The organism is Pseudoxanthomonas broegbernensis (assembly GCF_014202435.1).
GTDB lineage: Bacteria > Pseudomonadota > Gammaproteobacteria > Xanthomonadales > Xanthomonadaceae > Pseudoxanthomonas > Pseudoxanthomonas broegbernensis.
Window position 1 is genome coordinate 64,650 of record NZ_JACHGU010000006.1, and the last position, 22,982, is coordinate 87,631.

Consider the following 22,982-nt stretch of genomic DNA (forward strand, 5'->3'; position numbering starts at 1 on the left):
TGCCATGCGTCACATCCGCGTCCTGCTGGTCGACGACCACGACGGCTTCATCAATGCGGCCATGCGCCACTTCCGCAAGATCGAGTGGCTGGAGGTCGCCGGCACCGCCGGCAATGGCCTGGAGGCGATCGAGCGCTCCGAGGCGCTGCGCCCGGACGCGGTGTTGATGGACCTGGCCATGCCGGAGATGGGCGGCCTGCAGGCCACCCGCCTGATCAAGACCCAGGACGACCCGCCCTACATCGTCATCGCCAGCCACTTCGACGACGCCGAGCATCGCGAGCACGCCATGCGCGCCGGCGCGGACAGCTTCGTCAGCAAGCTGTCCTACCTCCAGGAGGTGATGCCGATCCTGGAGCGGCTGGCACAAGAGGAGGCCACATGAGCGAATCCCGGATCCTGGTCATCGACAGCCAGGCCGAGCGCGCCGAGCGCCTGTGCGGCCTGCTGGAGTTCATGGACCTCAACCCGCGCTGGGCCGCCTCGCCGGGCGACGTGGCCACCGCGCGCCAGCGCCCGACCGACTGGATGGCGCTGGTGGTGGGCGAGCTGGACGACGCGGCCGGGGCGAAGGACTTCTTCGCCTGGCTGGGCGATGCGCCGCTGCCGCCGCCGGTGCTGCTGCTGGAAGGCGAGACCGCCACGTTCGCCTCCGCCCACGGCCTGCACGAGGCCGGGGTATGGCCGCTGGAATCGCCGATCCGCCACGTCCAGCTCGAAGCCTGCCTGCGCCGGGCCAGCCTCAAGCGCCTGGATGCCGAGCAGCAGGCCGGCACGCTTGGCCAGGACAGCGGCCCGACCGGCAACAGCGCCGCCGTGCAGCGCCTGCGCCGGATGATCGGCCAGGTCGCCCCGTTCGACACCACGGTGCTGGTGCTGGGCGAGTCGGGTACGGGCAAGGAAGTGGCCGCGCGCGCCATCCACCAGCAATCGCCGCGCCGCGACGGCCCGTTCGTGGCGATCAACTGCGGCGCGATCCCGCCGGACCTGCTGGAAAGCGAACTGTTCGGCCACGAGAAAGGCGCCTTCACCGGCGCCCTGAGCGCGCGCAAGGGCCGCTTCGAGATGGCCGAGGGCGGCACCCTGCTGCTGGACGAGATCGGCGACATGAGCCTGCCGATGCAGGTCAAGCTGCTGCGCGTGCTGCAGGAGCGCAGCTTCGAGCGGGTGGGCGGCAACCAGACCATCAAGTGCAACGTGCGGGTGATCGCGGCCACCCACCGCGACCTGGAGGATCGCATCGCCGAGGAACACTTCCGCGAGGACCTGTTCTACCGGCTCAACGTGTTTCCCATCGAGATGCCGCCGCTGCGCGAGCGCCGGGAGGATCTTCCGGTGCTGGTGGCCACCATCGCCGAGCAACTGGCCCGCACCGGCCGCGGCGAGGTCCGCTTCACCGACAACGCCCTGGCCGCCCTGGCCGGCTACGCCTGGCCGGGCAACGTGCGCGAACTGACCAACCTGGTCGAGCGCCTGGCGGTGCTCAACCCCGGCGGCCTGGTCCGGCTGGAGGACCTGCCGGCGCGCTACCGCGCCCATGTCCCGGCCGGAACCGAGCCGGTGCTGGCGCAGGCCGCCGCGCCCGTCTCCGCGCCGGCGGCGACGCCTACGGCGAGCACGGCGGCGGCGCCATCGGCAACCCCGGCGGCGGCCGACACGGCCGTCCTGCCCGCCAGCTTGCCGGAGGACGGCCTGGACCTGCGCGAACACATGGCCCAGGTCGAGCTGCAACTGATCCGAGAAGCCCTGGAGCGCACCCAGGGCGTGGTGGCCCATGCCGCCCAACTGCTGGGCCTGCGCCGCACCACCCTGGTGGAGAAGCTGCGCAAGTACGGGATCGATCGCGAGCAGGCCGAGCTGTCGAGCTGAGGCGGCACGCCAGGCACACCATTTGCATACCCGACGTGGCGACCGAATCCCGTAGGGGGAAGAACGGGCCACAGGAGGCCGCCATGCCGATTCCCGTCACCAGCCCGCTGTTGCCTCCCCTGGAGGAGTTCCTGCCCTACCTGCAGAAGATCTGGAGCAGCCGGACCCTGACCAACGGCGGCGACATGCATCGGGAGCTGGAACAGGCCATGGCGCGCTACCTGGGGGTGAAGCACCTGGCATTGATGGCCAACGGCACCCTGGCCCTGGTCACGGCGCTGCAGGCCCTGCGGATCACCGGCGAGGTGATCACGACGCCCTACTCCTTCGTCGCCACCGCGCATTCCCTGCTCTGGAACGGGATCAAACCGGTGTTCGTCGACGTGGACCCGGTAACCCTGAATCTGGATCCATCCCGGATCGAGGCGGCAATCACTCCCCAGACCACAGCGATCATGCCGGTGCATTGCTATGGCAATCCCTGCGATACCCGGGCCATCGAACGCATCGCCGACACCTACAACCTGAAGGTGATCTACGATGCCGCCCATGCCTTCGGGGTCGAGGACGCGGGCGGATCGGTGCTGCGCCATGGCGACCTGAGCGTACTCAGCTTCCATGCGACCAAGGTTTTCAACACCTTTGAAGGCGGCGCGATCGTCTGTCCCGACGAGCGTACCTACCGGCGCATAGGCCATCTGAAGAACTTCGGATTCGTCGACGAGACCACCGTGGTCGCCCCGGGCATCAATGGAAAAATGAGCGAGGTCAACGCGGCATTCGGCCTGCTGCAACTGCGTTATATCGACCGTGCGCTGGAACGCAGGCAGCAGATCGATGCCCTGTACCGGCAACGACTTCAAGGAATTCGCGGGCTGCGCTTCATGCCGCCGCGCGGCGGCCAGGCTCGCGCCAACCACGCCTACTTCCCGGTGCTGGTGGATGCCGAGTTCCCGCTCGACCGCGATGGCCTGTACCAGCACATGCGCCGGCGCGGGATCCTCGTACGGCGTTATTTCTACCCGCTGATCAGCGATTTCCCGATGTACCGCGGCCTGGCCTCGGCCGACCCGGCGCTGTTGCCGATGGCCCGCGAGGCGGCGCAGAAAGTGCTGTGCCTGCCGATCTTCCCCGACCTGAAAGATACCGGAGTCGAAGCGGTCTGCGCGGCGATCGGCGAGGTCCGCGCGGAGGCGCACGTAGCGTGATCCTGGCGGCGATGCAGCCTTATTTCTTCCCCTATCTGGGCTACTTCCAGTTGGCCGCCGGCGCGGACCACTTCGTATTCCTGGACGACGTGGCCTTCATTCGCCGGGGCTTCATCCACCGCAACACCATCCTGCTCGGCGGCCAGCCCTTCCGCTTCACGCTGCCGGTGGCCAAGGCCAGCCAGAACCGGGCCATCTCCGAGCACCGTTTCGCCGGCGACGCCTTTGCACGGTTCTTGCAGCAATTGCGGCATGCCTACCGCCGCGCGCCCCATTTCGATGAAGCCTATGCCCTGGTGGAGTCCGTGTGCCGCCCAGGCGAAGGCGTGGCGCGCCTGTGCGCGGACTCGGTGCAGGCAGTGTTCGCGCACCTGGGACGCGGATTGCGGGCGTCCTTCGCCTCCGAGCGCCCCTCTCGGGTGGGCGGCCAGGCGCGGATCCTCGAACTTTGCGGCGAGCTGCACGCCGACGTCTACCACAACCCTCCCGGCGGTCGGGCGCTTTACGACGCGGCCGCATTCGGCGCACACGGGGTGCGCCTGCGCTTCGTCCATGGCCGCTTTCCCGCCTATCCGCAGACCGCGCGGGAGGACTTCATGCCCGGCCTTTCGATGATCGACCTGCTGATGCACAACCCACCGCACGAAGTGGCGCGGATGCTGGACCTGGCCCACGTAGAGGACGCGGCATGAACGTCCTGGTGATCGATGCGCCGCCCGAACCGTCGCCGACGCCGGTGATCGCCGTGGTCCTGGCCGGAGGCCGTGGCCTGCGCTTCGGCAGCGAAGTTCCCAAGCAGTTCGTCAAACTGGCCGGACGCATGGTGATCGAACACACCGTCGAGGTGTTCGAGCATTCGCCGATGGTCGACCAGATCGTGGTCGTGGTGCCGTCCGGCTACGAGGACAGCCTGTGGGACGCGGTCACACGCAACGGCTGGCGCAAGGTCGGCAAGGTCGTGGCAGGCGGCCGCGACCGCGCCGATTCCACCGCCTCGGCCATCGTCGCCCTGGCCGATGAATCGGCACAGGCTCGGGTGCTGGTCCACGACGCCGCCCGCCCGCTGCTGGACCAGCCGACCATCGGTCGCTGCCTGGAAGCGCTCGAACGCTACGACGTCGTCGACGTCGTCGTCGCCGCCGGCGACACCATCGTCGAAGTCGCCGGCGAAGGGCATATCCACGACATCCCGGACCGCAGCCGCCTGCGGCGCGGCCAGACCCCACAGGGGTTCCGCCTCGGCATCCTCCGCGAGGCCTACCGGCTGGCGTCTGCCAGCGGCCTGGAAGGCGCGACCTGCGACTGCGGCGTGGTCCGCCGGGAAATGCCCGGCATTGCCATCGCTACGGTCGACGGCGCGCCTTCCAACCTCAAAATCACCGACGGCGTGGACCTGTATATCGCCGAGAAACTGATCCAGATCCGCAGCACGCAGAGCACGCAGCACAGCGAAAGTCTCGAGGGGCTGCAGGGCCGGGTCGTGGCCGTGGTCGGCGCGCACTACGGCATCGGCGCCTCGATCGCTGCCTTGGCCCGGGCGCATGGCGCCCGGGTCCACGGTGCCAGCCGGGGCGCCGGCAACATCGACATCACCCGCCGGCACGACCTGGAGGCGTTCCTGGCTGGCGTGGCCGCGCGCGAAGGCCGGATCGACGCGATGATCAACACCGCCGGCCTGCTGATCAAGAAGCCGCTGGTCTTGCTCGCGGAAGGCGAGATGGAGCGGATCATCGCCACCAACCTGACTGGTGCGATCCATCTGGCCCAGGCGGCTCACCCGTATTTGCGGCAGAGCCATGGTTGCCTCGTGAATTTCGCCTCCAGCTCCTACACCCGCGGGCGCGCCTTCTATGCCGCCTATAGCGCGACCAAGGCCGCCATCGTCAACTTGACCCAAGCGCTGGCCGACGAATGGGCTGCCGACCACGTCCGCGCGATCTGCATCAATCCAGAACGCACCCAGACCCCGATGCGCGCGCGCAACTTCGGCGCTGAGCCGGCGGACAGCCTGCTCGATCCGGAAGTCGTGGCACGCGCGACCTTGCTGGCGGCCTGTTCCACGTTGACCGGCGTGGTATTCGACGTGCGGCGCCATGACGCTTGAATCATGCCTCCCTCGGCGAGTCGGATCGGTGGCGTTGGCCGATGTGCAGCAACGCGCCTTCGAGGTGCTGTGCGCACTGGTGGATTTCCTCGATGCCGAAGGCATCGGCTACTTCCTCATCGGCGGCACCCTGCTCGGCGCACTCCGCCACCGCGGCTTCATTCCTTGGGACGACGACATCGACATCGGCATTCCGCGCGCGGACTACCGGCGCCTGCTGCAGGCGTTGCCACGCTTGCCACCCGGGTTGAAGGCCGCCCACCCTCGCAACGACCCGCGCACGCCCTATCCATTCCTGGTCGTGAGCGATACGGCTTCGCGCCTGGTGATCGACTACGCACGTCCCTACGACCGGGGCATCGGCGTGGACGTGTTCCCGCTGGACGCCGTACCGCAGGCGGGCTGGCAACAGGCGCTCCTCTGGCGCGGAATCGCGCTATTTAGAGCGATGACGATGAACAAGCAAGCCGGCTACTATCGCCGCCGCATCCCGTGGCGGCAGCGTCCCCGGTACGCACTGCTGACGCTGCTCAGCGCATGGGTGCCGCGTCGCGTCTTGTTCCGCGCCTACGACACATGGACATCGAGCGCCGGCAACCGCGGATCATTGCTGCTGGGCAACTTGTACGGACTCTATGGGCACCGCGAACTGGTGCCGGCACAGGTATTCGGCGCTGGCAGCAAGGTCCATTTCCAGGGACGCATGTTCCGTGCGCCGGCCCGGCCCGAAGAATACCTGCACGCGGTCTACGGCGACTTCATGCGCCTGCCGCCCACCACCGATCGCCATTCGGGACACCGTATCCGCACCGTGTCCATCGCCACCGCATGCACGTCCGGCAAGGCGCGATAGTGAGTCTGGAGAGAGAGTACGGGATGTCCAGCAACCGAAGAAACAACAACGTCTGGGTTTTCAATGCCGGCATGAACTTCTCCGGCAACCCCAAATGGCTGTTCGCGTACATCCAGATGAAGCGCCGGGACATTCAGGCGCATTGGCTGTGTGACGACGACACGACCATCGCACTGGTTCGCCAACAGGGATTCAGCGCGCAGCGTTTCGATTCGCCGGCCGGACGCTCGCTGATGCGAAAGGCCGGGGTCTATGTGGTGGAGAACTTCAAGGAGATCATCCATGACGAGCTGCAGGGCTGCAAGATACTGAACCTCTGGCATGGCGTGGGCTGCAAGTCCATCGAGCGCGGGGTCGCTACCGGGTTCCTGCGCGAGCGCATCGTCAAGAAGCACATCGTCAACCACGAGGCCTACCGCCACAACTCCCTGTTTCTGACCACCTCGCCATTGATGGAGCGGCATTTCATCGAGCAATGCGCGCTCGAAGAACACGCCATCCTCCGAGGCGGCTACCCGCGCTGCCATGAGCGGGTCGCCATCCGCACATTCGATCACGACCTTCTTGGCCGCAAGAAATTGCCTGCCGGCACCCGCATCGTCGCCTATTGCCCGACTTACCGGGAAAAATCCCACAACGACTTCTTCTCGCAAGCCCTGCCGGACATGGCCCGGCTTCTGGATGCCCTTGAAGCACATGGCCTGCTGCTGGTACTCAAGGTCCATCCGATGATGGAGGGCTACCAGAAGTACAAGGCATTGAAGCTGCGTCATGGCGATCACCCGCGCCTGATGTTCTGGGACAACCACGAGGATTTCTACGAGGTACTGGAGAAGATCGATGCCGCCATCATTGATTACTCCTCCATCTTCTACGATCTGCTGGCCGCGGGTGTGCCGCACTTCATCCGTTACTTCTTCGACCATGGCCAGGACGGCAATATCCGCAACGTCGCGTTTGACCTGCGGGAGATGACCTCGGGCCTGGAATGCCCCGACTTCGATGCGCTGTTGCGGGCCCTGGGCAACTATCGCGAACATGCCGATACGGACAGGGAGCGCATTCGCTCGCTGTTCTGGTCGTACGCCGGGTCCGGCAACAACGACCGCCTGATCGAATCGACCCTGGCCTTCGCCCCATGCCCGGCGCTTTCTCCGGTCCTGCACTCGTTCGATGTGTTCGATACGCTGCTCCAGCGCGCCACGCTGGAGCCGGTAGGCGTCTTTTACCGGGTGCAGCGCGCCATGCGCGACTCCGGCCTGGAATTCCCCGAGTCGCTGGTCGCCGACTATCCCAATGCCAGGATGGGGGCCGAATCCAATGTCCGCTATTTCTACCGATCCACTCGACTGGAACGCAACAGCACGCTGCTGGAAATCACCTTCGAGGAAATCCTTGAGCGCCTGGCGCAGACATACGGCCTGACGGCAGGGCAAGTCGCCTTTCTCCGCGATCGCGAACTGGAAAGCGAATGGCTGTCGTGCCAACCCTGCGATGAGAAGGTCGCGGAGGCGCTCAGGCTGGTCGAGGAGGGGCAGTCGGTCATCCTGTTGTCGGACATGTACTTGCCAGAGGACTTCGTTCGCCGCCTGCTCGCCAAGGCCGAACCTCGCCTGGCCGAATTGCCCCTCTTCCTGTCGTCTTCGCGCGGCACCCAGAAAAGCAACCGGACGCTTTATCTGGATGCCTTCGCCGAAGTGGACTACCGCTTTTCCGAATGGGTCCATCATGGCGACAACCCCATCGCCGATGGCGAGCGGGCGGTTCAGATCGGTATCGTGCCCGTCCTGCATGAACCGATGCAGTTCTCGGCCTACGAGCGCGAAATCGTTGACAGTCTGCGCAGTTACGATGGCTTCTGCGTGGCCGCCCTGATGGCCCGCTTCCGTCAGAAGCACGGCCGGGACGAGAAATCCTGCTATGCCTATACGCGGGCATCGCTGTACATGGTCCCCTACGTGATGTGGGTGCTGCGCGATGCGCTGGACCGGGGGTTGGAATGCCTGTATTTCGTCGCCCGCGACGGCCATTACCTCAAGCAGATCGCCGACTCCGTCATCGCCGAGCGGGGATTGCCCTTGCGGACCCGTTACATCCACGGTTCGCGCCGGGCATGGTGGATGGCCTCCTACATCGAGGGCGTCGATAAGGAGTTCTTCGCCAGCTTCCTGAATTATCAAGGAGGCATGTCCTTCGATGGATTGCTGAAGGGATTCCGGCTGGACGAGGGGCAGTTCGTCGACTTTTTCCCGGACCTGACGATTCCCGCCGAACGCGGAAAATTGCCTCGTACCTTCCTGGTACTGGTCATGCACGAAGCCAAGAACTGCACGCGATACCACCAGCACCTGCTGGAAATCGCTTCGCATGAGCGCAGCCTGGCCTGCGGCTACCTGGCCTCGCAGATCGACTTCGACCAACGCCATGCCTATGTCGATTACTGGGGGCGCGGTTACACCCAGGACTGTCTGGCGCGATTGCTCGAACGGGCCGCCGGGCGACCCGTGCCGACCGACTTCTACTATGCGCGCAGCATCTATCGCAGCGAGCCCGGCAAGCAGCGCCACAACCTCTCGGTAAGCCCCGCCTCGCTCCAGGTGGTGGAGACGCTGTTCGCCAATCTTCCCTACGACAGTACGCTGGGGTACGAACAGCGCGATGGCGCGTTCCTGCCACTGGTTCCGCCACGCGAATGCGACTTGCAGTTGCACCAGGCAATGGAGCGGGAGCTTCCGCGTTTCGCCCGCGACCTGTGCCGCCTGCCGTTGCAGGACGAAGCCGACACCATGCGCATGCTGTTCGACTGGTCGATAGGCCATTTCGCCCGCAACAAGGCCGACCCGAAGGCGCTGGCCGTCGTTTCCGACTTGTCCGATTCAGTACACAGCCATGGCACCCGGAGCGGATTCGCCCCACCGCTCTCGCTGGCCGACATCGTGCGCAACCTGCGCGGAGAGCCGCTCCAGACGCAGTCCCTGGACGTCTCGCTGGGGAGGTCACCGCGCTGGCTGGCCTTGCTGTACGTGCTCACCAGCCTGCCCATCCTGCAGGGTTCTTCCCGGCGGGCACGGGAAAAGGCGGCCAACCTGCGCAGAATCCAGTCCTGACCGGGGGGCGACGATGAATAAGGTCAGGATATTGGTCTTCCCGAGCGGCAGCGAAATCGGCCTGGAGATCGCAGCCGCACTAGGGCATTCGGTGCATGTGGAACTGCATGGCGCCTCCAGCCGCTCCGACCACGGCGCATTGGCATTTTCCCGGCATGCCCGGGTCCCGAACATCGCCGCCCCTGACTTCGACGCCAGTTTTTCCCGGCTGCTGGCGCAATGGCGCATCGATTTGGTGTTCGCCACCCACGACAGCGTGCAGGAATACCTGGCCCCACGCATCACGGGCTGGAACAGCCGGTTGGTCAATGGCGATCCCGATGCCTCCCGCACGGCACGCCGAAAATCGGCCACCTACGCCTTGTTCGATGACAAGGCGTGGATGCCGCGCAGGTACGCCGCCCACGGTTGCATCGACACTTGGCCGGTGGCGGTCAAGCCCGATCGGGACCAGGGAGGAAAGGGTTTCCGCCTTGTCCATGCACCTGCCGAACTCGCCACCGCATTGGCGACGACGGACGAGCCCGTGGTCTGCGAATACCTGCCCGGCGAGGAGGCGACCGTGGACTGCTTCACCGACCGCCACGGTCGGCTGCTGCATGTGGGGCCACGCAGCCGCGAACGCGTGGCCGGGGGGGTCGCCATGTGCTCGCGGCGCATGGCGGCGGATGCCGAATTGCGGGACATCGCCGGAGACATCAATCAGCGCCTGCGCCTGTGCGGACCATGGTTCTTCCAGGTCAAGCGCGATCTGCACGGGCAATGGAAGCTGCTCGAACTTAGCTGCCGGCTGTCGAGCAGCTCGGCGCTGCAACGTGCCGCGGGGGTGAACCTGCCGCTGATGGCCGTACAGGATCACATGGGGCGCGACCTGGACGTATTGGACGATCCCCGCGTATCGCGGGTGGAGCGCAGGCTGGCCACCACCGCCGTACTGGAGCATGACTTCGATACCGCCTGCTTCGACCTGGACGACACCCTGCTGTGCGATGGCATCGCCAACCCAAGTGCGATGCGCCTGGCCTATCGCTTGCGGCAACTGAGAAAACGACTGGTACTGCTGACCCGGCATCCGCGCGACCCGTTGCCGGCATTGGCGGCGGCCCACATCCCGGCCACCCTGTTCGACCAGATCGTCCACCTGCGCCAAGGCGAACCCAAGTCCGCGCACGTGCCGGCATCGTCGATCTTCATCGACAACCATTTCCCCGAGCGCATGGAAGTCGCCGGCAATCGCGGCGTCCCCGTGTTCGACGTGGATGCGCTCGACCTCCTGTTCCCATGACCGACACCATGCCCACCGTTGCGCCCGTTGCCGCTTCCCCGCTGGTCAGCGTGGCCATGCCCGCCTACAAGCCGCACTACCTCGCCGCCGCGCTGGAGAGCCTGCGCGCGCAAACCTGGCCGAACCTGGAGCTGGTGGTCTGCGACGATTGCCGCGGCGACCGGGTACGGGAGCTGGTCGAGGCCTTCGCGGCCACGGTGGATTTTCCCGTCCACTACCACCGCAATCCAGAGCGCCTGCACGAATCGCGCAACGCCGCCCGCTGCGTGCAACTGGCGCGGGGCGAATACATCAAGTTCCTGTACGACGACGACCTGCTGCACCCGGATTGCATCGCCGCCCAGGTAGCCGCAATTCGTGGCCGCCACGGCGTCGCCCTGGTTTCCTCGCGCCGCCTGCGCATCAATGCCGGTGGCTACGCGCTTCCGGATACGCTGCACACCGCACGCCTGTTCGCCTGCGACATGCTCATCGATGGCCCGTCGCTGGTCGATTTCCTCGGCAAACACACGGTGAACTTCATCGGCGAACCCAGCGCGGTGCTGTGTCGGCGAGCCGACCTGCTCGCTTTCGGCGACCGCTTGATGGACCTGGACGGCGTGCCGATTCGCTGGTTCGGCGACTTGGCGCTGTATGCCAGGCTGCTGCAGCACGGCGCACTGGCCTTCCTCGACCGGCGCCTGAGCAGCTTCCGGGTCTCGGCGCAGCAGTTCAGCCAGATCGGCCGCAACCTGCCCGGCATCGGCGACCAAGGCTTGGAGGATTTCCGGCAAGGGCTGCGCAAGCTGGGGTGGTGCGACGAAAGCTCCGGCACGACTACCCCGGTCATGGCTGCGCTGGAACCAGGCGCGCCTTCTGTCGCATTCGACCTGGCCCAAGCATTGGCAGGGGCCGAATCCACCGCGAACGTGCAGCAACAACTGCACGAATGGCGGCGGCCGCGGCGCTGGAATGCGGCCCAGCGCGGGCTTGGCGTCGCACACGTAGGGGCAGGCGGGAAAGCGCGCGTGGGCGTGGTGGTATCGGCCGGCACGCATACCCCCGCCGCCGCACTTGATCTGACCCTGGGCAGCCTGGCGATGCATGCCGACCTCCTCCACCTGCGGGTGGTGGTGACGGGCATCGATACCGTTCCGGAAAGGTACGCCGGCGCCGGGTTCGGCGCGCATGTGAATGCCTCGCCCGGGCAGGTCCTGCGGAGCATGGCCACCGAGGGCATCGACTGGCTGTTGTCGGTACAGGCCGGTGCCCACTTCCTGACCGGCGGCATGCAACGTTTGGCAATGACCCTGCCAAGCCTGCAAAATTGCCGTGCTCTGTATGCCGACGGCTGGCATGTGGATGCCGACCACCAGACTTCCCCGCTGCTGCTGCCGGACTTCGATCCCGGGCTGGTACTGGCCAATCCGTCGGTCTTCGCACGGCACTGGCTGTTCCATCGTGATGCGGTACTCGCCGCGCCGGCAATCGATCCCGCGGCCGGTGCGGTCCCAGGCCTCGATCTGGTTCTGGAAGTAATGGCGGGCAACGACGCTGCCGCCATCCACCACATGGCCGAGCCCTTGGTTTCCCATACGCCTCTGGTCGTGAACGAGGGCGCCGAACGCCAGGCGATCCTCCAGCACCTGAAACGCATGGGGCATCCACGCGCAAGGGTCGAAAGTACGGCGGCCGGCCTGTACCGGATCGAATACGGTCACGACCGGCAACCGCCCGTTTCGCTGGTGGTGATCGCCTCGGCGAACACCGCCCTGGCCACGCTGGAACGCTGCGTGGTCTCGCTGCTGGAAAAGACCCGCTACCCGAATTACGAACTGTTGCTGATCGACAACGGTGCCGCCGCCGAAACCGGCCAGTGGATGCAGCAGGTCGAAACGCTGGCTGCCGGCCGCGTGCGGGCGTTCGCCTTCGATCCGCCGCTGATGCATGCCGCCGCCTGCAACGTGGCGGCCACGCAGGCGGCCGGGGATTACCTGCTGTTCCTGCGCCCGGAGGTGGCGGCCCTGCAACCGCAATGGCTGGAAGAACTGCTCAACCACGGCTTGCGCCCGGAGGTGGGCATAGTTGGCGCGAAGACCGTATCGGCCGATGGCAAGATCACCCACGCCGGGCTGGTGCCCGGCCTGCTGCCCAGTGGCGGCCGCGCCTTTGCCGGCTCGCCGATGGATGCACCCGGCTACATGGCCCGCCTGCAGGTGGCGCAGAACTACTCGGCCGTCGCCGACAGTTGCCTGCTGATAGGCAAGGCGCTGTTCGTGGAACTGGAGGGCTTCGACCATGCCACGTTCGCCGACGCGGGCGCCGACATCGACCTGTGCCTGCGCGCGTGCCAGCTCGGCCATCCCACGGTGTGGACACCGCACGCACTGCTGCTTCACTCGGCCGAAGTGGGACCGTTGCCGCCAGCCGCCAGCGATGCCCTGGTTGAGCGCTGGCTCCCCGCCCTCGCCCACGACCCGGCCTACAACCCCAGCCTGCGGCTGGACGTGCCCGGCGGCTTCCGCCTGGGCGAGTCGGATTTCTCATGGCGGCCGTTTCCGTGGCGGCCGGTTCCACGCGTGCTGGCGCATCCGGCCGACCCTTGGGGCAGCGGCCATTACCGCGTGATCCAGCCGCTCGAGGCGCTCAAGACCGTCGCCCGGGCCGAAGGGGCGCTCTACGCCACCCTGCTCGATACCGTCGCGCAAGCGCGCATCGACCCGGACGTGGTGGTGCTGCAGCGCCGGGTTTCCGACGAAGACCTGGAGCGCATGCGTCGCATGCCGCGCTTCTCGCGCGCGCTCAAGGTCTACGAACTGGACGACTACCTGCCCAACCTGCCGGCCAAGAACGTCCACCGCGAGCACATGCCACGCGACATCCTGCGCAGCCTGCGGCGGGCCTTCGGGCTGGTTGACCGCGTCGTGGTATCCACGCCGGCGCTGGCCGAAGCCTTCGCCGGCATGCATCCGGACATCCGTATCGCCCGCAACCGCCTGCCACCACCTTGGTGGAAAAGCCTGCCCGCGCCAAACCGAAATACGGGGGCCAAGCCGCGCGTGGGCTGGGCCGGTGGCGTGGGCCATGCGGGCGACCTGGAGATGGTTGCCGGCGTGATCGCCGAACTGGCCGGCGAAGTGGACTGGGTTTTCCTGGGCATGTGCCCGGAGCGGTTGCAGCCGTACCTGGCCGAATTTCATCCCGGCGTCGACATCGCCACCTACCCGCGCGTGCTGGCACGGCTGAATCTCGATCTGTCCATCGCCCCGCTGGAGCAGAACCGCTTCAACGAGTGCAAGAGCAACCTGCGTCTGCTCGAATACGGCGCCTGCGCGGTGCCGGTGGTGTGCAGCGATGTCGGTCCCTACCGGGATGCCGCATTACCGGTGACCCGCGTGCGCAACCGCCACCGCGACTGGGTCGGCGCCATCCGAGACCACCTCGCCGACAGCGAAGCCCGTGCTGCGGCAGGCGATGCGCTGCGTACCGCGGTGCACCGCGACTGGATGCTGGCCGATAACGGGCTGGAGGAGTGGCGCGCCGCCTGGCTGCCTTGAACCCACGGCGCGTATCAAGGAAACAGTTCCATGGAAATCCAACGATCCACCTTCAAACATCGCCACGGCAATCATCCGAACGGGAGCACCAGAATGGAAGACAAGCATTTCCTTGCCAAGGAAACCGAAAACCTCATCAAGCAATGGGAGTCATATGACCAGGAACTGCTGGCGGACTACCTGGTCCAGAGCCTCCAGGATCCGCGGATAAACCCGCAGAGCATCCTCGCCCGCCTCCACATCGCGGACGGCATTGCCGACGGAAAACTCCATGACATGGCAATGGAGGAACTGGCATGGGCGTTTGATGCGAATCGCATGCTCAGGGAATACGAAAAAGAGCATGGCGTTTCCGTGCACAACCTCAGCGCGATCAAAAGCGACCTGCCCGAGAACAAGCTCTATCAAACCCTCTACAAGCAACTTTTCGACGAACAACAGAAAGAGTGGCAAGCCCGATGGGTGAGGGAATTGGCTCCCTATGCGGCCTCGGCAAGAAAGCCCACGGTAATCGAGGCCGCATGCGGCGCAGCCAACGACTATCGATTCCTCGATGCCTACGGATTCGGGCGGGCGATAAGGTACAAGGGCTTCGACCTGAACGCGGCCAATGTCGCAACAGCCCAAAAGCGCCACCCGGAAGCGACGTTCGTCCGGGGCAACATCCTGGACATGGACGAAGCCGACAAATCATGGGACATCATGGTCATCCATGATCTTTTCGAGCATCTCCACATCGATGCCTGCCGCGTTGCGATGAAAGAAGCGATGCGCGTCACTCGCGACAAGATCGTCATTTCGTATTTCAGCATGGACGAAATCGAGGACCATCGGATCAAGCCCATCAAGCATTACCACTGGAACACCCTTTCCCGGGTAAAAATGGCGCAGGAGTGGCGCGATCTTGGCGCCCAGGTGGAGTCGACACATATCAATTCACTGGCATCGAAATACGGATTCTCGGAATTCCACAACGAAAGGGCATACACATTCGTTGTGACCCCTTCCTGATATCGCCCGCGTTCCTGGCGATAAATCCTGGGTGAACCCGGGATTTGCCGCTCATTGGGCGCTGGACTGGGACGGATCGGAGTCCTCGGTCGGTCTGTTGCCTGCACGCGGTGACACGCCAGCTTCGGTATGCGGCCGCCCGGCATCCCTATGGCAGCCGACTTCGGCCGGCGACCGTCCCCCCCAAGCCGGGGTCGGCCGGCTCGCCGGCACGGCCGTCGCCGGCGGAAGCCGGCTCCTACATGGGGGGCAGCCATTCGCAGGCCCTGGCCTGGCCCTGCCCGGCTGGGCCATGGCGCCTGGCTTCGCGGCGCAAGGGATTGTTCGGAAAGGATTTCATCCTTGCGCCGGAATCCCGGCACCCTTCCGGCACGCCGTTTGCATCAGGGAGGGCGAGACCGGCACGCGCCCGTCCGGGGGCCCCCCATGACCGATTCGATCAGTTCCGTCCTGTCGCAGATACGCGCCTACCAGTCGCAACTGGGCCAGGCCGCGCACGCCACCGGCGACGTGGCGCGCGGGGATGCGATCCAGGGGCTGCGGGGCGTGCAGGCGCCGGACCAGGCAGGCGCGGCCTCCGGTCCCAGCTTCAGCCAGACCCTGCGCAACGCCGTCCAGGGCGTCAGCGAGGCGCAGGAGAAGGCCAGCGCCTTGGCCGTGGCCTTCGAGCGCGGCGAGCCCGGCGCCGACCTGGCCCGGGTGATGATCGCCTCGCAGCATGCGCAGGTGGCCTTCCGCGCTACCGTGGAGGTCCGCAACAAGCTGGTGCAGGCCTATCAAGACGTCATGAACATGCCGCTGTGATCCAGGATTGAACCTCGATGGCCATCACCCTTTCCAAGGAATCCCTCAACCGCGAGCAGGCCACCGAGAAGGCCGCGCAGGCGATGGTCAAGCTGCAGGAGATGCAGTTGGTGCGCAAGCTCGGCACCATGCTGACGATCGCCCTGGCGGTGGCGGCGGGCCTGTACGTGTTCTTCTGGTCGCAGAAGCCGGACTACAGCCCGCTGTACACCGGCCTGGACCCCAAGGCCACCGCCGAGGCCACCGACCTGCTGCGTTCGGCGCAGATCCCGTTCAAGCTGGACCAGGCCACCGGCGCGATCTCGGTGCCGGAAAAGCACCTGCACGATGCCCGCCTCAAGCTGGCCGGCTCGGGCCTGGCCGACAGCGGCCGCCTGGGCTTCGAGCTGATGGAGCGCGACCCGGGCTTCGGCGTCAGCCAGTTCGTGGAGAGCGCGCGCTACCAGCACGCGCTGGAAACCGAGCTGGTGCGCACCATCGCCACCCTGCGCCCGGTGCGCGACGCGCGCGTGCACCTGGCCATCCCCAAGCCCTCGGCGTTCACCCGCCAGCGCGAGGCGGCCAGCGCCTCGGTGATGCTGGAGCTGCGCTCGGGCACGCTGCTGGAGCGCAACCAGGTCGACGCCATCGTCCACCTGGTCTCCTCCTCCATCCCCGACCTGGCCCCCGAGCGGGTCACCGTGGTCGACCAGAACGGCCGCCTGCTCAGCCGCAACGGCACCGACAGCGCCTCGGAGCTGAGCGCGGTCCAGTTCGAGCAGGTGCGCCGCCAGGAAACCTCCTACAGCCAGCGCATCCGCGAGCTGCTCGAGCCGCTGACCGGCAGCGGCCGGGTCAACGCCGAGGTCACCGTCGACGTGGACTTCTCGGTCACCGAGGAGGCGCGCGAGCTGTTCAACGGCGAGCCGCCGAAGCTGCGCAGCGAACAGGTCAGCGAGAACACCGCCGCTACCGCCGATGGCCCGCAGGGCATTCCCGGCGCCACCAGCAACACCCCGCCGGGCGCCGCGGCACCGGCCGACCCGGCGGCCGCGCCCCCGGCCGCCGCCGCCGCCGCCGTGCCCACGGAAACCTCGCGCAGCGCCACCCGCAACTTCGAGCTGGACCGCACCCTGCAGCACACCCGCCAGCCGGCCGGCCGCATTCGCCGGGTCACCGCCGCGGTGCTGGTCGACCACGTGCCGCGCACCGGCACGGACGGCAAGGCCGCCCTGCAGCCGCTGGGCGCGGAGGAACTGAAGCGGGTCGAGGAACTGGTCCGCCAGGCGGTGGGCTTCGACGCCAACCGGGGCGATGTGGTCTCGGTGGTCAACGCCCCGTTCGTTCGCGAGACCGGCGGGGAAGCGCTGGAGCCGGCCAAGTGGTGGGAGGACCCGCGCCTGCGCGATGCCCTGCGCCTGGTGCTCGGCGCGGCCGTGGTGCTGGCCCTGCTGTTCGGCGTGCTGCGCCCCACCCTGCGCCAGATCGCGGCGCCGGCGCCCAAGCCCAGGCCGGGCCATGCCCAGCAGGCCGAGGTCGCGCTGGTCGACGACGAGGACGCGCTGGTGCTGGCCGAGGATACCGCCCGGATCGCCGCCGCGCGCCAACCCATCGCGCTGACCTCCAATGCCTACGACGACCGCCTGCGCAACGCGCGCGAGGCGGTCAAGACCGACTCCAAGCGGGTCGCCCAGGTGGTGAAGGACTGGTTGGGCAATGAAACAGCCTAGCAACCCCGACGAACTGAGCGGCGTCCAGCGCGCCGCGGTGCTGCTGCTCTCGCTGGGCGAGACCGACGCGGCCGAGGTGCTCAAGCACATGGGCGCCAAGGAAGTGCAGAAGCTCGGCCTGGCCATGGCGACCATGAGCGGCGTCACCCGCGAAAAGGTCATGCAGGTGATGGACGACTTCGAGGGCGCGCTGGACAAGCAGACCTCGCTGGGCGTGGGCGCCGACGACTACATCCGCAACGTGCTGATCCAGGCGCTGGGCGCGGACAAGGCCGGCAGCCTGATCGACCGCATCCTGCTGGGCCGCAACACCACCGGCCTGGACACCCTGAAGTGGATGGACCCGCGCGCGGTGGCCGACCTGGTGCGCAACGAGCACCCGCAGATCATCGCCATCGTGCTCTCGCACCTGGACAGCGACCAGGCCGCCGACGCGCTCAAGTTCCTGCCCGAGCGCGTGCGCGCCGACGTGCTGCTGCGCATCGCCACCCTGGACGGCATCCCGCCCAACGCGCTCAACGAGCTAAACGAGATCATGGAGCGCCAGTTCGCCGGCAACCAGAACCTGAAGTCGTCCAGCATCGGCGGGGTGAAGGTCGCGGCCAACATCCTCAACTTCCTGGAGACCGGCCAGGACCAGTCGATCCTGGGCGCCATCTCGCAGGTGGACGCCGAGCTGAGCCAGCGCATCCAGGACCTGATGTTCGTGTTCGACGACCTGGTCGAGCTGGAGGACCGCGAGCTGCAGACCCTGCTGCGCGAGGTTTCCGGCGAGCGCCTGGGCATCGCCCTGCGCGGCGCCGACACCAAGGTGCGCGAGAAGATCACCCGCAACATGTCCCAGCGCGCCGCCGAGATCCTGCTGGAGGACATGGACGCACGCGGCCCGGTGCGGCTGTCCGACGTGGAGTCGGCGCAGAAGGAGATCCTGAGCATCGTCAGGCGGCTGGCCGATGAGGGCGTGATCGCGCTCAACAGCGCCGGTGGCGAGGAACTGGTATGAGCCCGGCCGTGCGCTGGCTGGCACCGGAACTGGGCGCGGGCGCGGCCGTCCCGATGGCCGATGCGCCGCCGCCGCGGCCGCCCAGCCTGGAGGAAATCCAGGCCATCCAGGACGCGGCGAGCCGCGAGAGCTACGAGGAAGGCCTGGCCCGCGGCCACCAGGAAGGCTTCGCCCAGGGCCAGGCCGAGGTGCGCCGCTTGACCGCGCAGATCGAGGGCATCCTCGACAACTTCTCCCGTCCGCTCGCGCGTCTGGAGGACGAGGTCACCACGGCGCTGGGCGAACTGGCCGTGCGCATCGCCGGCAGCCTGGTCGGCCGCGCCTACGACGCCGACCCGGCGCTGCTGTCGGACCTGGTGACCGAGGCGCTGGACGCGGTGGGCGGCGCCAGCCGCGAGGTCGAGGTGCGCCTGCACCCGGACGACATCGCCGCGCTGGCGCCGCTGCTGGCGCTGGTCTCCGGCGCGCGCCTGGTCCCGGACCCGTCCCTGGGCCGCGGCGACCTGCGCGTGCATGCCGAGAGCGTGCGCATCGACGGCACCCTGGAGGCGCGCCTGCGCGGCGCGCTGGAAAGCGTCATCCACAAGGCCGGGACAGGCACATGACCCCGCCGCCGCCGCCCGCTTCGGCTTCCTCCCCGGTCGTCCCCGGCGCGGTGCCGGCCGACTGGCTGGCCGCGCGCAACCTGCGCCTGGCCACCCGGCTGGACGCGATCGCGCTGGACCCGTCCACCGGCCGCGGCCTGATCCGCGAGGGCGTGCTGCGCCGCGCGGTGGGCCTGACCCTGGAAGCGACCGGCTGCGAGGCGCCGATGGGCGCCACCTGCAAGGTCGAGGTCGCCGATGGCGGCTGGGTCGAGGCCGAGGTGGTGGGCTTCGCCGGCGAGCGCACCTCGCTGATGCCCAGCGCCGAACTGCATGGCCTGCTGCCCAACGCCCGGGTGGTGCCGGTGCGCCGCCGCGGCGGCGTGGAGGTGGGCGAAGGCCTGCTCGGCCGGGTCATCGACTCGGACGGCGTGCCGCTGGACGGCCGCGGCCCGGTCCGCGCCGAGGGCAGCGTGGGCATGGCCGGCGTGGCGATCAACCCGCTGGCGCGCGAACCCATCATCCAGCCGCTGGACGTGGGCGTGCGCGCGATCAACGCCCTGCTGCCCATCGGCCGCGGCCAGCGCGTGGGCCTGTTCGCCGGCTCGGGCGTGGGCAAGTCGACCCTGCTGGGGATGATGACCCGCTACACCGCCGCCGACGTCATCGTGGTCGGCCTGATCGGCGAGCGCGGCCGCGAGGTGCGCGACTTCGTCGAGACCACCCTGGGCGAGGAAGGCCTGCGCCGCGCCGTGGTCGTGGCCGCCCCGGCCGACCGACCGCCGCTGGCGCGCCTGCACGGCGCCTACCGCGCCACCGCCATCGCCGAGTGGTTCCGCGACCAGGGCCTGAACGTGTTGCTGCTGATGGATTCGCTGACCCGCTTCGCCCAGGCTCAGCGCGAGATCGGCCTGTCGGTGGGCGAGCCGCCGACCACCCGCGGCTACCCGCCGAGCGTGTTCGCCAAGCTGCCGGCGCTGGTCGAGCGCGCCGGCAACGGGGCCGCCGGGCGCGGCTCGATCACCGCCTTCTACACCGTACTGACCGAGGGCGACGACCCGCAGGACCCGATCGCCGACGCCGCCCGCGCGATCCTCGACGGCCACATCCTGCTCTCGCGCCGAATCGCCGACGCCGGCCTGTACCCGGCCATCGACGTGGAATCCTCGGTCAGCCGCGTGGTCCAGGACATCGCCGACGAGACCTGGCGCGAACGCATCCGCGCGCTCAAGCGCCTGGTGTCGGCCTACAACGCCAACCGCGACCTGATCGCCATCGGCGCCTACCAGCGCGGCAACGACCCGGTGGTGGACGAGGCCCTGGAGCGCTGGCCGGAGATCGTCGAGTTCCTCGGCCAGGACGTGGCCCGTGCCGCCGACCTGGGCCACAGCCGCGAGGCGCTTGCACAGCTCTTGCATGAGCAGCCGGAAGACAGGCTGCATGAGAAGGAGACCACCGCATGATGCAGTCCCGCCGCATCGACCCGCTGCTGCGCCGCGCGCAGGAGCACGAGGACACCGTGGCCCGCGAGCTGGCCGAGCGCCAGCGCGCGCATGCGCTGCAGGAGTCGCGCCTGGACGAGCTTCGCCGCTACGTGGACGAATACGCCTCCAGCCAGATGGCCGCCACCAGCCCGGCGCAACTGGCCAACCGCCGCGCCTTCCTCGACCGCCTGGAAAGCGCGGTGGAGCAGCAATGCCGCAACGTGGACAGCAGCCGCCAGCACCTGGAGGCCGAGCGCACCCGCCTGCTGCTGGCCAGCCGCGACAAGCAGGTGCTGGAGCAACTGGCCGCCAGCTACCGCGCGCAGGAACGCAAGGTGGACGAACGCCGCAGCCAGCGCGACATGGACGACCTGGGCGCGCGCCGCGTCCGCGCCGCGCAGCAGGCCAGCGAAGCCGAGGGAGAGTCGCATTGAACATGTCAGCCATCGCCAACGCCGTGGCGCCCGCGCCGGCGCCGCCCGCTCCCGGCGCCAGCGGCGTGGAAAGCGCCGGCGACGGCCAGTTCTCGCGCATGCTCCAGGGGGGCGCGCAGCAGGAAGGCACGCCGCGCACCGATCCGGCCAACGCCGGCGACACCCGGCCCGGAAAGCGTGCCGACGCGGCCGGCCGCGATGCCGGGCATCGCGCCGCCGCCCGCGCCCCGGGCGCCGAGGATGGCGAAGACGCCGACCCGGCCGCCACGGCCGAGGCCGGCGAGACCTTGCGCTCCGCGGACGCGGCGCCGGACGCGGAAACGGCGCCCGACAACGGCTGGCCGCCGCCGGGGCTGGCCAGCCTGCTCGATCCGGCGGCCGCACCGCCGCCCGCCACCGGCGCCGCGGTGGCGCAGGAGGCACCGGCGTCCAGCTTCGCGGGCGCCCCGAGTGCGACAGGCGCGACGGCGATGCCCCAGGGGCTGCCGGGCGCTGTGCCGGCGGCCGTTGCCGGCACCGCCGATGCCCAGGCCCAGACCCAGCCGGTCGCCGACGCCCCCGCCGCCGATGGCGCCCGCCCGCTTCCCGCCGCCGCTGCCGCCACCGCGGCGGCGAGTACCAAGGCCCTGCCCGTCGCGGAGCAAGGCACCGCTTCCCCGGCACCCGCCGATCCCCTGCCTGTCGCGGCCGCGGCGTCCCCGGCTCCCACGGCCTCCACCGCCTCCACTGCCGATGCTTCGGCGGCCACCTTCGTCCTGCCGCCGGTGGCGCCGCCGCCTGCCGCCGCGTCCGCGCCGCCGCTCTCCGCCCCGCACGCACCGGTGCCGCAGTTGCACGGCCAGGCCTTCGCCGACGACATCGGCACCCATGTGCAGTGGCTGGCCGGGCAGAAGATCGGCCATGCCCACATCCGCATCTCGCCGCAGGAACTGGGGCCGGTGGAGATCCGCCTGCGACTGGACGGCGACCGCATCAGCGCCGACTTCACCAGTGCCCAGCCGGAAGTGCGCCAGGCGTTGGAAAGCAGCCTGCCGCGCCTGCGCGAAATGCTGGGCCAGCATGGCTTCCAATTGGCCCATGCGGGCGTGGGCCAGCAGTCGCCGCAATCGCAGCGCGATGGCAATAGCCAGGCGGCCGGCACCGGCACGGGCGGCGGGCATGGCGATGCGGCCGTTGGCGAGGAAACGGCAGCCCCCCCCGTGCACAGCGTCCGCCGCGGCCTGCTCGACGCCTACGCCTGACCTCGTCGTCCCCGCCGCTTTCCCGAACCCCGCCGCGCCGCCAGCGCGGCGCCGGCCATACGGGCTCCCCGCCCACCGCTTGCGGCCATGCCCCTTGCAGGTGCTGCCGGCCGGGCCTCCTGTCCACGGCCCACAACGCGTCAAATCCCCGCCACGCCCGCGGCACGGTGCTTGCATCCTGACGATGGCAATCCCAAGGAGAAAGACGCGTGCCCGCTGCCGCCGACAAGACAACACGGACCCCGCCTTCCAAGACCGCCTCCGCCAAGAAGGGCGGCGGCAAGCTGCCGCTGATCCTGGGCCTGGTGGCCCTCGTCGCCATCGCCGGCGTGGCCGGCACCTGGTACCGGGCCTCGCACCGTGCCGCCGAGGCGGAAGCAGCCGTGGCCCAGGCGGCCAAGTCGAAACTGCCGGCCCAGGCCCAGTACCTCGCCCTGGAGCCGCCGTTCGTGGTCAACCTCAACGGCGGCCTGGACGGCCCGCAGTACCTGCAGGTCGAGATCCAGCTCATGACCCGCGACGCGGCCGCGCTGGCCAACCTGCAGCGCCACAGCCCGGCCATCCGCGCCCGCCTGCTGATGCTGCTGGCGCAGCAGACCCCGGAAGGCATCGCCGACCGCGCGGGCAAGGAGAAGCTGCAGACCCAGGCGCTCGCCGAGGTGCAGAAGCTCATGCGCACCGAAACCGGTTCGGCCGGCGCCGAAGCCCTGCTGTTCACCAGCTTCGTCACCCAGTGAGGGGCGCACGCCC

At 68.3% G+C, this 22,982-nt stretch carries 18 protein-coding genes; all 18 read left to right on the top strand.

The window, feature by feature from the left end:
• The first annotated feature begins 4 nt into the window (after positions 1-4).
• The 18 genes from HNR76_RS12595 to HNR76_RS15690 all read left to right on the top strand — a co-directional run bounded on the left by HNR76_RS12595 (position 5) and on the right by HNR76_RS15690 (position 22,969).
• On the top strand, positions 5-385 hold the full coding sequence (locus HNR76_RS12595) for a response regulator (RefSeq protein ID WP_162311651.1): 381 nt from the start codon (positions 5-7) through the stop codon (positions 383-385).
• Positions 382-1,869, top strand: coding sequence for a sigma-54 dependent transcriptional regulator (locus tag HNR76_RS12600; RefSeq protein ID WP_162311652.1), 1,488 nt, complete (start codon positions 382-384; stop codon positions 1,867-1,869). Before HNR76_RS12595 ends, HNR76_RS12600 begins: the two co-directional genes overlap by 4 nt.
• Before the next feature lie 83 nt (positions 1,870-1,952).
• Positions 1,953-3,077 (top strand): DegT/DnrJ/EryC1/StrS family aminotransferase, encoded by a 1,125-nt coding sequence (locus tag HNR76_RS12605; RefSeq protein WP_162311653.1) that lies wholly within the window; start codon positions 1,953-1,955, stop codon positions 3,075-3,077.
• On the top strand, positions 3,074-3,769 hold the full coding sequence (locus HNR76_RS12610) for a WbqC family protein (RefSeq protein ID WP_183982272.1): 696 nt from the start codon (positions 3,074-3,076) through the stop codon (positions 3,767-3,769). The genes HNR76_RS12605 and HNR76_RS12610 overlap by 4 nt, the downstream gene beginning before the upstream one ends.
• Positions 3,766-5,181 (top strand): bifunctional cytidylyltransferase/SDR family oxidoreductase, encoded by a 1,416-nt coding sequence (locus tag HNR76_RS12615; RefSeq protein WP_162311655.1) that lies wholly within the window; start codon positions 3,766-3,768, stop codon positions 5,179-5,181. The genes HNR76_RS12610 and HNR76_RS12615 overlap by 4 nt, the downstream gene beginning before the upstream one ends.
• 43 nt (positions 5,182-5,224) lie before the next feature.
• Positions 5,225-6,034 (top strand): LicD family protein, encoded by an 810-nt coding sequence (locus HNR76_RS12620; protein WP_343059325.1) that lies wholly within the window; start codon positions 5,225-5,227, stop codon positions 6,032-6,034.
• Between the two features lie 23 nt (positions 6,035-6,057).
• Positions 6,058-9,141: a CDP-glycerol glycerophosphotransferase family protein gene (locus HNR76_RS12625; protein ID WP_162311657.1), complete on the top strand. Its 3,084-nt coding sequence runs from the start codon at positions 6,058-6,060 to the stop codon at positions 9,139-9,141.
• 13 nt (positions 9,142-9,154) lie between these two features.
• On the top strand, positions 9,155-10,426 hold the full coding sequence (locus HNR76_RS12630) for an ATP-grasp domain-containing protein (RefSeq protein WP_162311658.1): 1,272 nt from the start codon (positions 9,155-9,157) through the stop codon (positions 10,424-10,426).
• Positions 10,423-13,962 (top strand): glycosyltransferase, encoded by a 3,540-nt coding sequence (locus HNR76_RS12635; protein WP_246429133.1) that lies wholly within the window; start codon positions 10,423-10,425, stop codon positions 13,960-13,962. The genes HNR76_RS12630 and HNR76_RS12635 overlap by 4 nt, the downstream gene beginning before the upstream one ends.
• Before the next feature lie 30 nt (positions 13,963-13,992).
• Positions 13,993-14,973 (top strand): class I SAM-dependent methyltransferase, encoded by a 981-nt coding sequence (locus HNR76_RS12640; RefSeq protein WP_162311659.1) that lies wholly within the window; start codon positions 13,993-13,995, stop codon positions 14,971-14,973.
• Positions 14,974-15,399: 426 nt separating this feature from the next.
• Positions 15,400-15,777 carry a flagellar hook-basal body complex protein FliE gene (gene fliE, locus HNR76_RS12645; RefSeq protein ID WP_162311660.1) on the top strand — a complete coding sequence of 126 codons (378 nt, stop codon included), beginning with the start codon at positions 15,400-15,402 and terminating at the stop codon, positions 15,775-15,777.
• A 17-nt stretch (positions 15,778-15,794) separates the two neighbouring features.
• The gene (fliF, locus tag HNR76_RS12650) at positions 15,795-17,486 is read left to right on the top strand and encodes a flagellar basal-body MS-ring/collar protein FliF (protein ID WP_162311661.1); all 1,692 of its coding nucleotides are present in this window, start codon (positions 15,795-15,797) and stop codon (positions 17,484-17,486) included.
• A gap of 13 nt (positions 17,487-17,499) precedes the next feature.
• Complete coding sequence (gene fliG / locus HNR76_RS12655) at positions 17,500-18,489, top strand: flagellar motor switch protein FliG (RefSeq protein ID WP_246429136.1); 990 nt, start codon at positions 17,500-17,502, stop codon at positions 18,487-18,489.
• Positions 18,486-19,094 carry a FliH/SctL family protein gene (locus tag HNR76_RS12660; protein WP_162311663.1) on the top strand — a complete coding sequence of 203 codons (609 nt, stop codon included), beginning with the start codon at positions 18,486-18,488 and terminating at the stop codon, positions 19,092-19,094. The genes fliG and HNR76_RS12660 overlap by 4 nt, the downstream gene beginning before the upstream one ends.
• Positions 19,091-20,536 carry a flagellar protein export ATPase FliI gene (gene fliI / locus HNR76_RS12665; protein WP_162311664.1) on the top strand — a complete coding sequence of 482 codons (1,446 nt, stop codon included), beginning with the start codon at positions 19,091-19,093 and terminating at the stop codon, positions 20,534-20,536. The genes HNR76_RS12660 and fliI overlap by 4 nt, the downstream gene beginning before the upstream one ends.
• Complete coding sequence (gene fliJ / locus HNR76_RS12670; protein ID WP_162311665.1) at positions 20,533-20,991, top strand: flagellar export protein FliJ; 459 nt, start codon at positions 20,533-20,535, stop codon at positions 20,989-20,991. Before fliI ends, fliJ begins: the two co-directional genes overlap by 4 nt.
• Positions 20,992-20,993: 2 nt before the next feature.
• On the top strand, positions 20,994-22,232 hold the full coding sequence (locus tag HNR76_RS15615; RefSeq protein WP_162311666.1) for a flagellar hook-length control protein FliK: 1,239 nt from the start codon (positions 20,994-20,996) through the stop codon (positions 22,230-22,232).
• A 209-nt stretch (positions 22,233-22,441) separates the two neighbouring features.
• Positions 22,442-22,969 (top strand): flagellar basal body-associated FliL family protein, encoded by a 528-nt coding sequence (locus HNR76_RS15690; RefSeq protein WP_162311667.1) that lies wholly within the window; start codon positions 22,442-22,444, stop codon positions 22,967-22,969.
• Positions 22,970-22,982 lie beyond the last annotated feature (13 nt).

Coding starts and splice junctions, on each gene's coding strand:
- HNR76_RS12595 (WP_162311651.1), top strand. CDS start 5: ATGCGTCACATCCGCGTCCTGCTGGTCGACGACCACGACGGCTTCATC.
- HNR76_RS12600 (WP_162311652.1), top strand. CDS start 382: ATGAGCGAATCCCGGATCCTGGTCATCGACAGCCAGGCCGAGCGCGCC.
- HNR76_RS12605 (WP_162311653.1), top strand. CDS start 1,953: ATGCCGATTCCCGTCACCAGCCCGCTGTTGCCTCCCCTGGAGGAGTTC.
- HNR76_RS12615 (WP_162311655.1), top strand. CDS start 3,766: ATGAACGTCCTGGTGATCGATGCGCCGCCCGAACCGTCGCCGACGCCG.
- HNR76_RS12625 (WP_162311657.1), top strand. CDS start 6,058: ATGTCCAGCAACCGAAGAAACAACAACGTCTGGGTTTTCAATGCCGGC.
- HNR76_RS12630 (WP_162311658.1), top strand. CDS start 9,155: ATGAATAAGGTCAGGATATTGGTCTTCCCGAGCGGCAGCGAAATCGGC.
- HNR76_RS12635 (WP_246429133.1), top strand. CDS start 10,423: ATGACCGACACCATGCCCACCGTTGCGCCCGTTGCCGCTTCCCCGCTG.
- HNR76_RS12640 (WP_162311659.1), top strand. CDS start 13,993: ATGGAAATCCAACGATCCACCTTCAAACATCGCCACGGCAATCATCCG.
- fliE (WP_162311660.1), top strand. CDS start 15,400: ATGACCGATTCGATCAGTTCCGTCCTGTCGCAGATACGCGCCTACCAG.
- fliF (WP_162311661.1), top strand. CDS start 15,795: ATGGCCATCACCCTTTCCAAGGAATCCCTCAACCGCGAGCAGGCCACC.
- HNR76_RS12660 (WP_162311663.1), top strand. CDS start 18,486: ATGAGCCCGGCCGTGCGCTGGCTGGCACCGGAACTGGGCGCGGGCGCG.
- fliI (WP_162311664.1), top strand. CDS start 19,091: ATGACCCCGCCGCCGCCGCCCGCTTCGGCTTCCTCCCCGGTCGTCCCC.
- fliJ (WP_162311665.1), top strand. CDS start 20,533: ATGATGCAGTCCCGCCGCATCGACCCGCTGCTGCGCCGCGCGCAGGAG.
- HNR76_RS15615 (WP_162311666.1), top strand. CDS start 20,994: ATGTCAGCCATCGCCAACGCCGTGGCGCCCGCGCCGGCGCCGCCCGCT.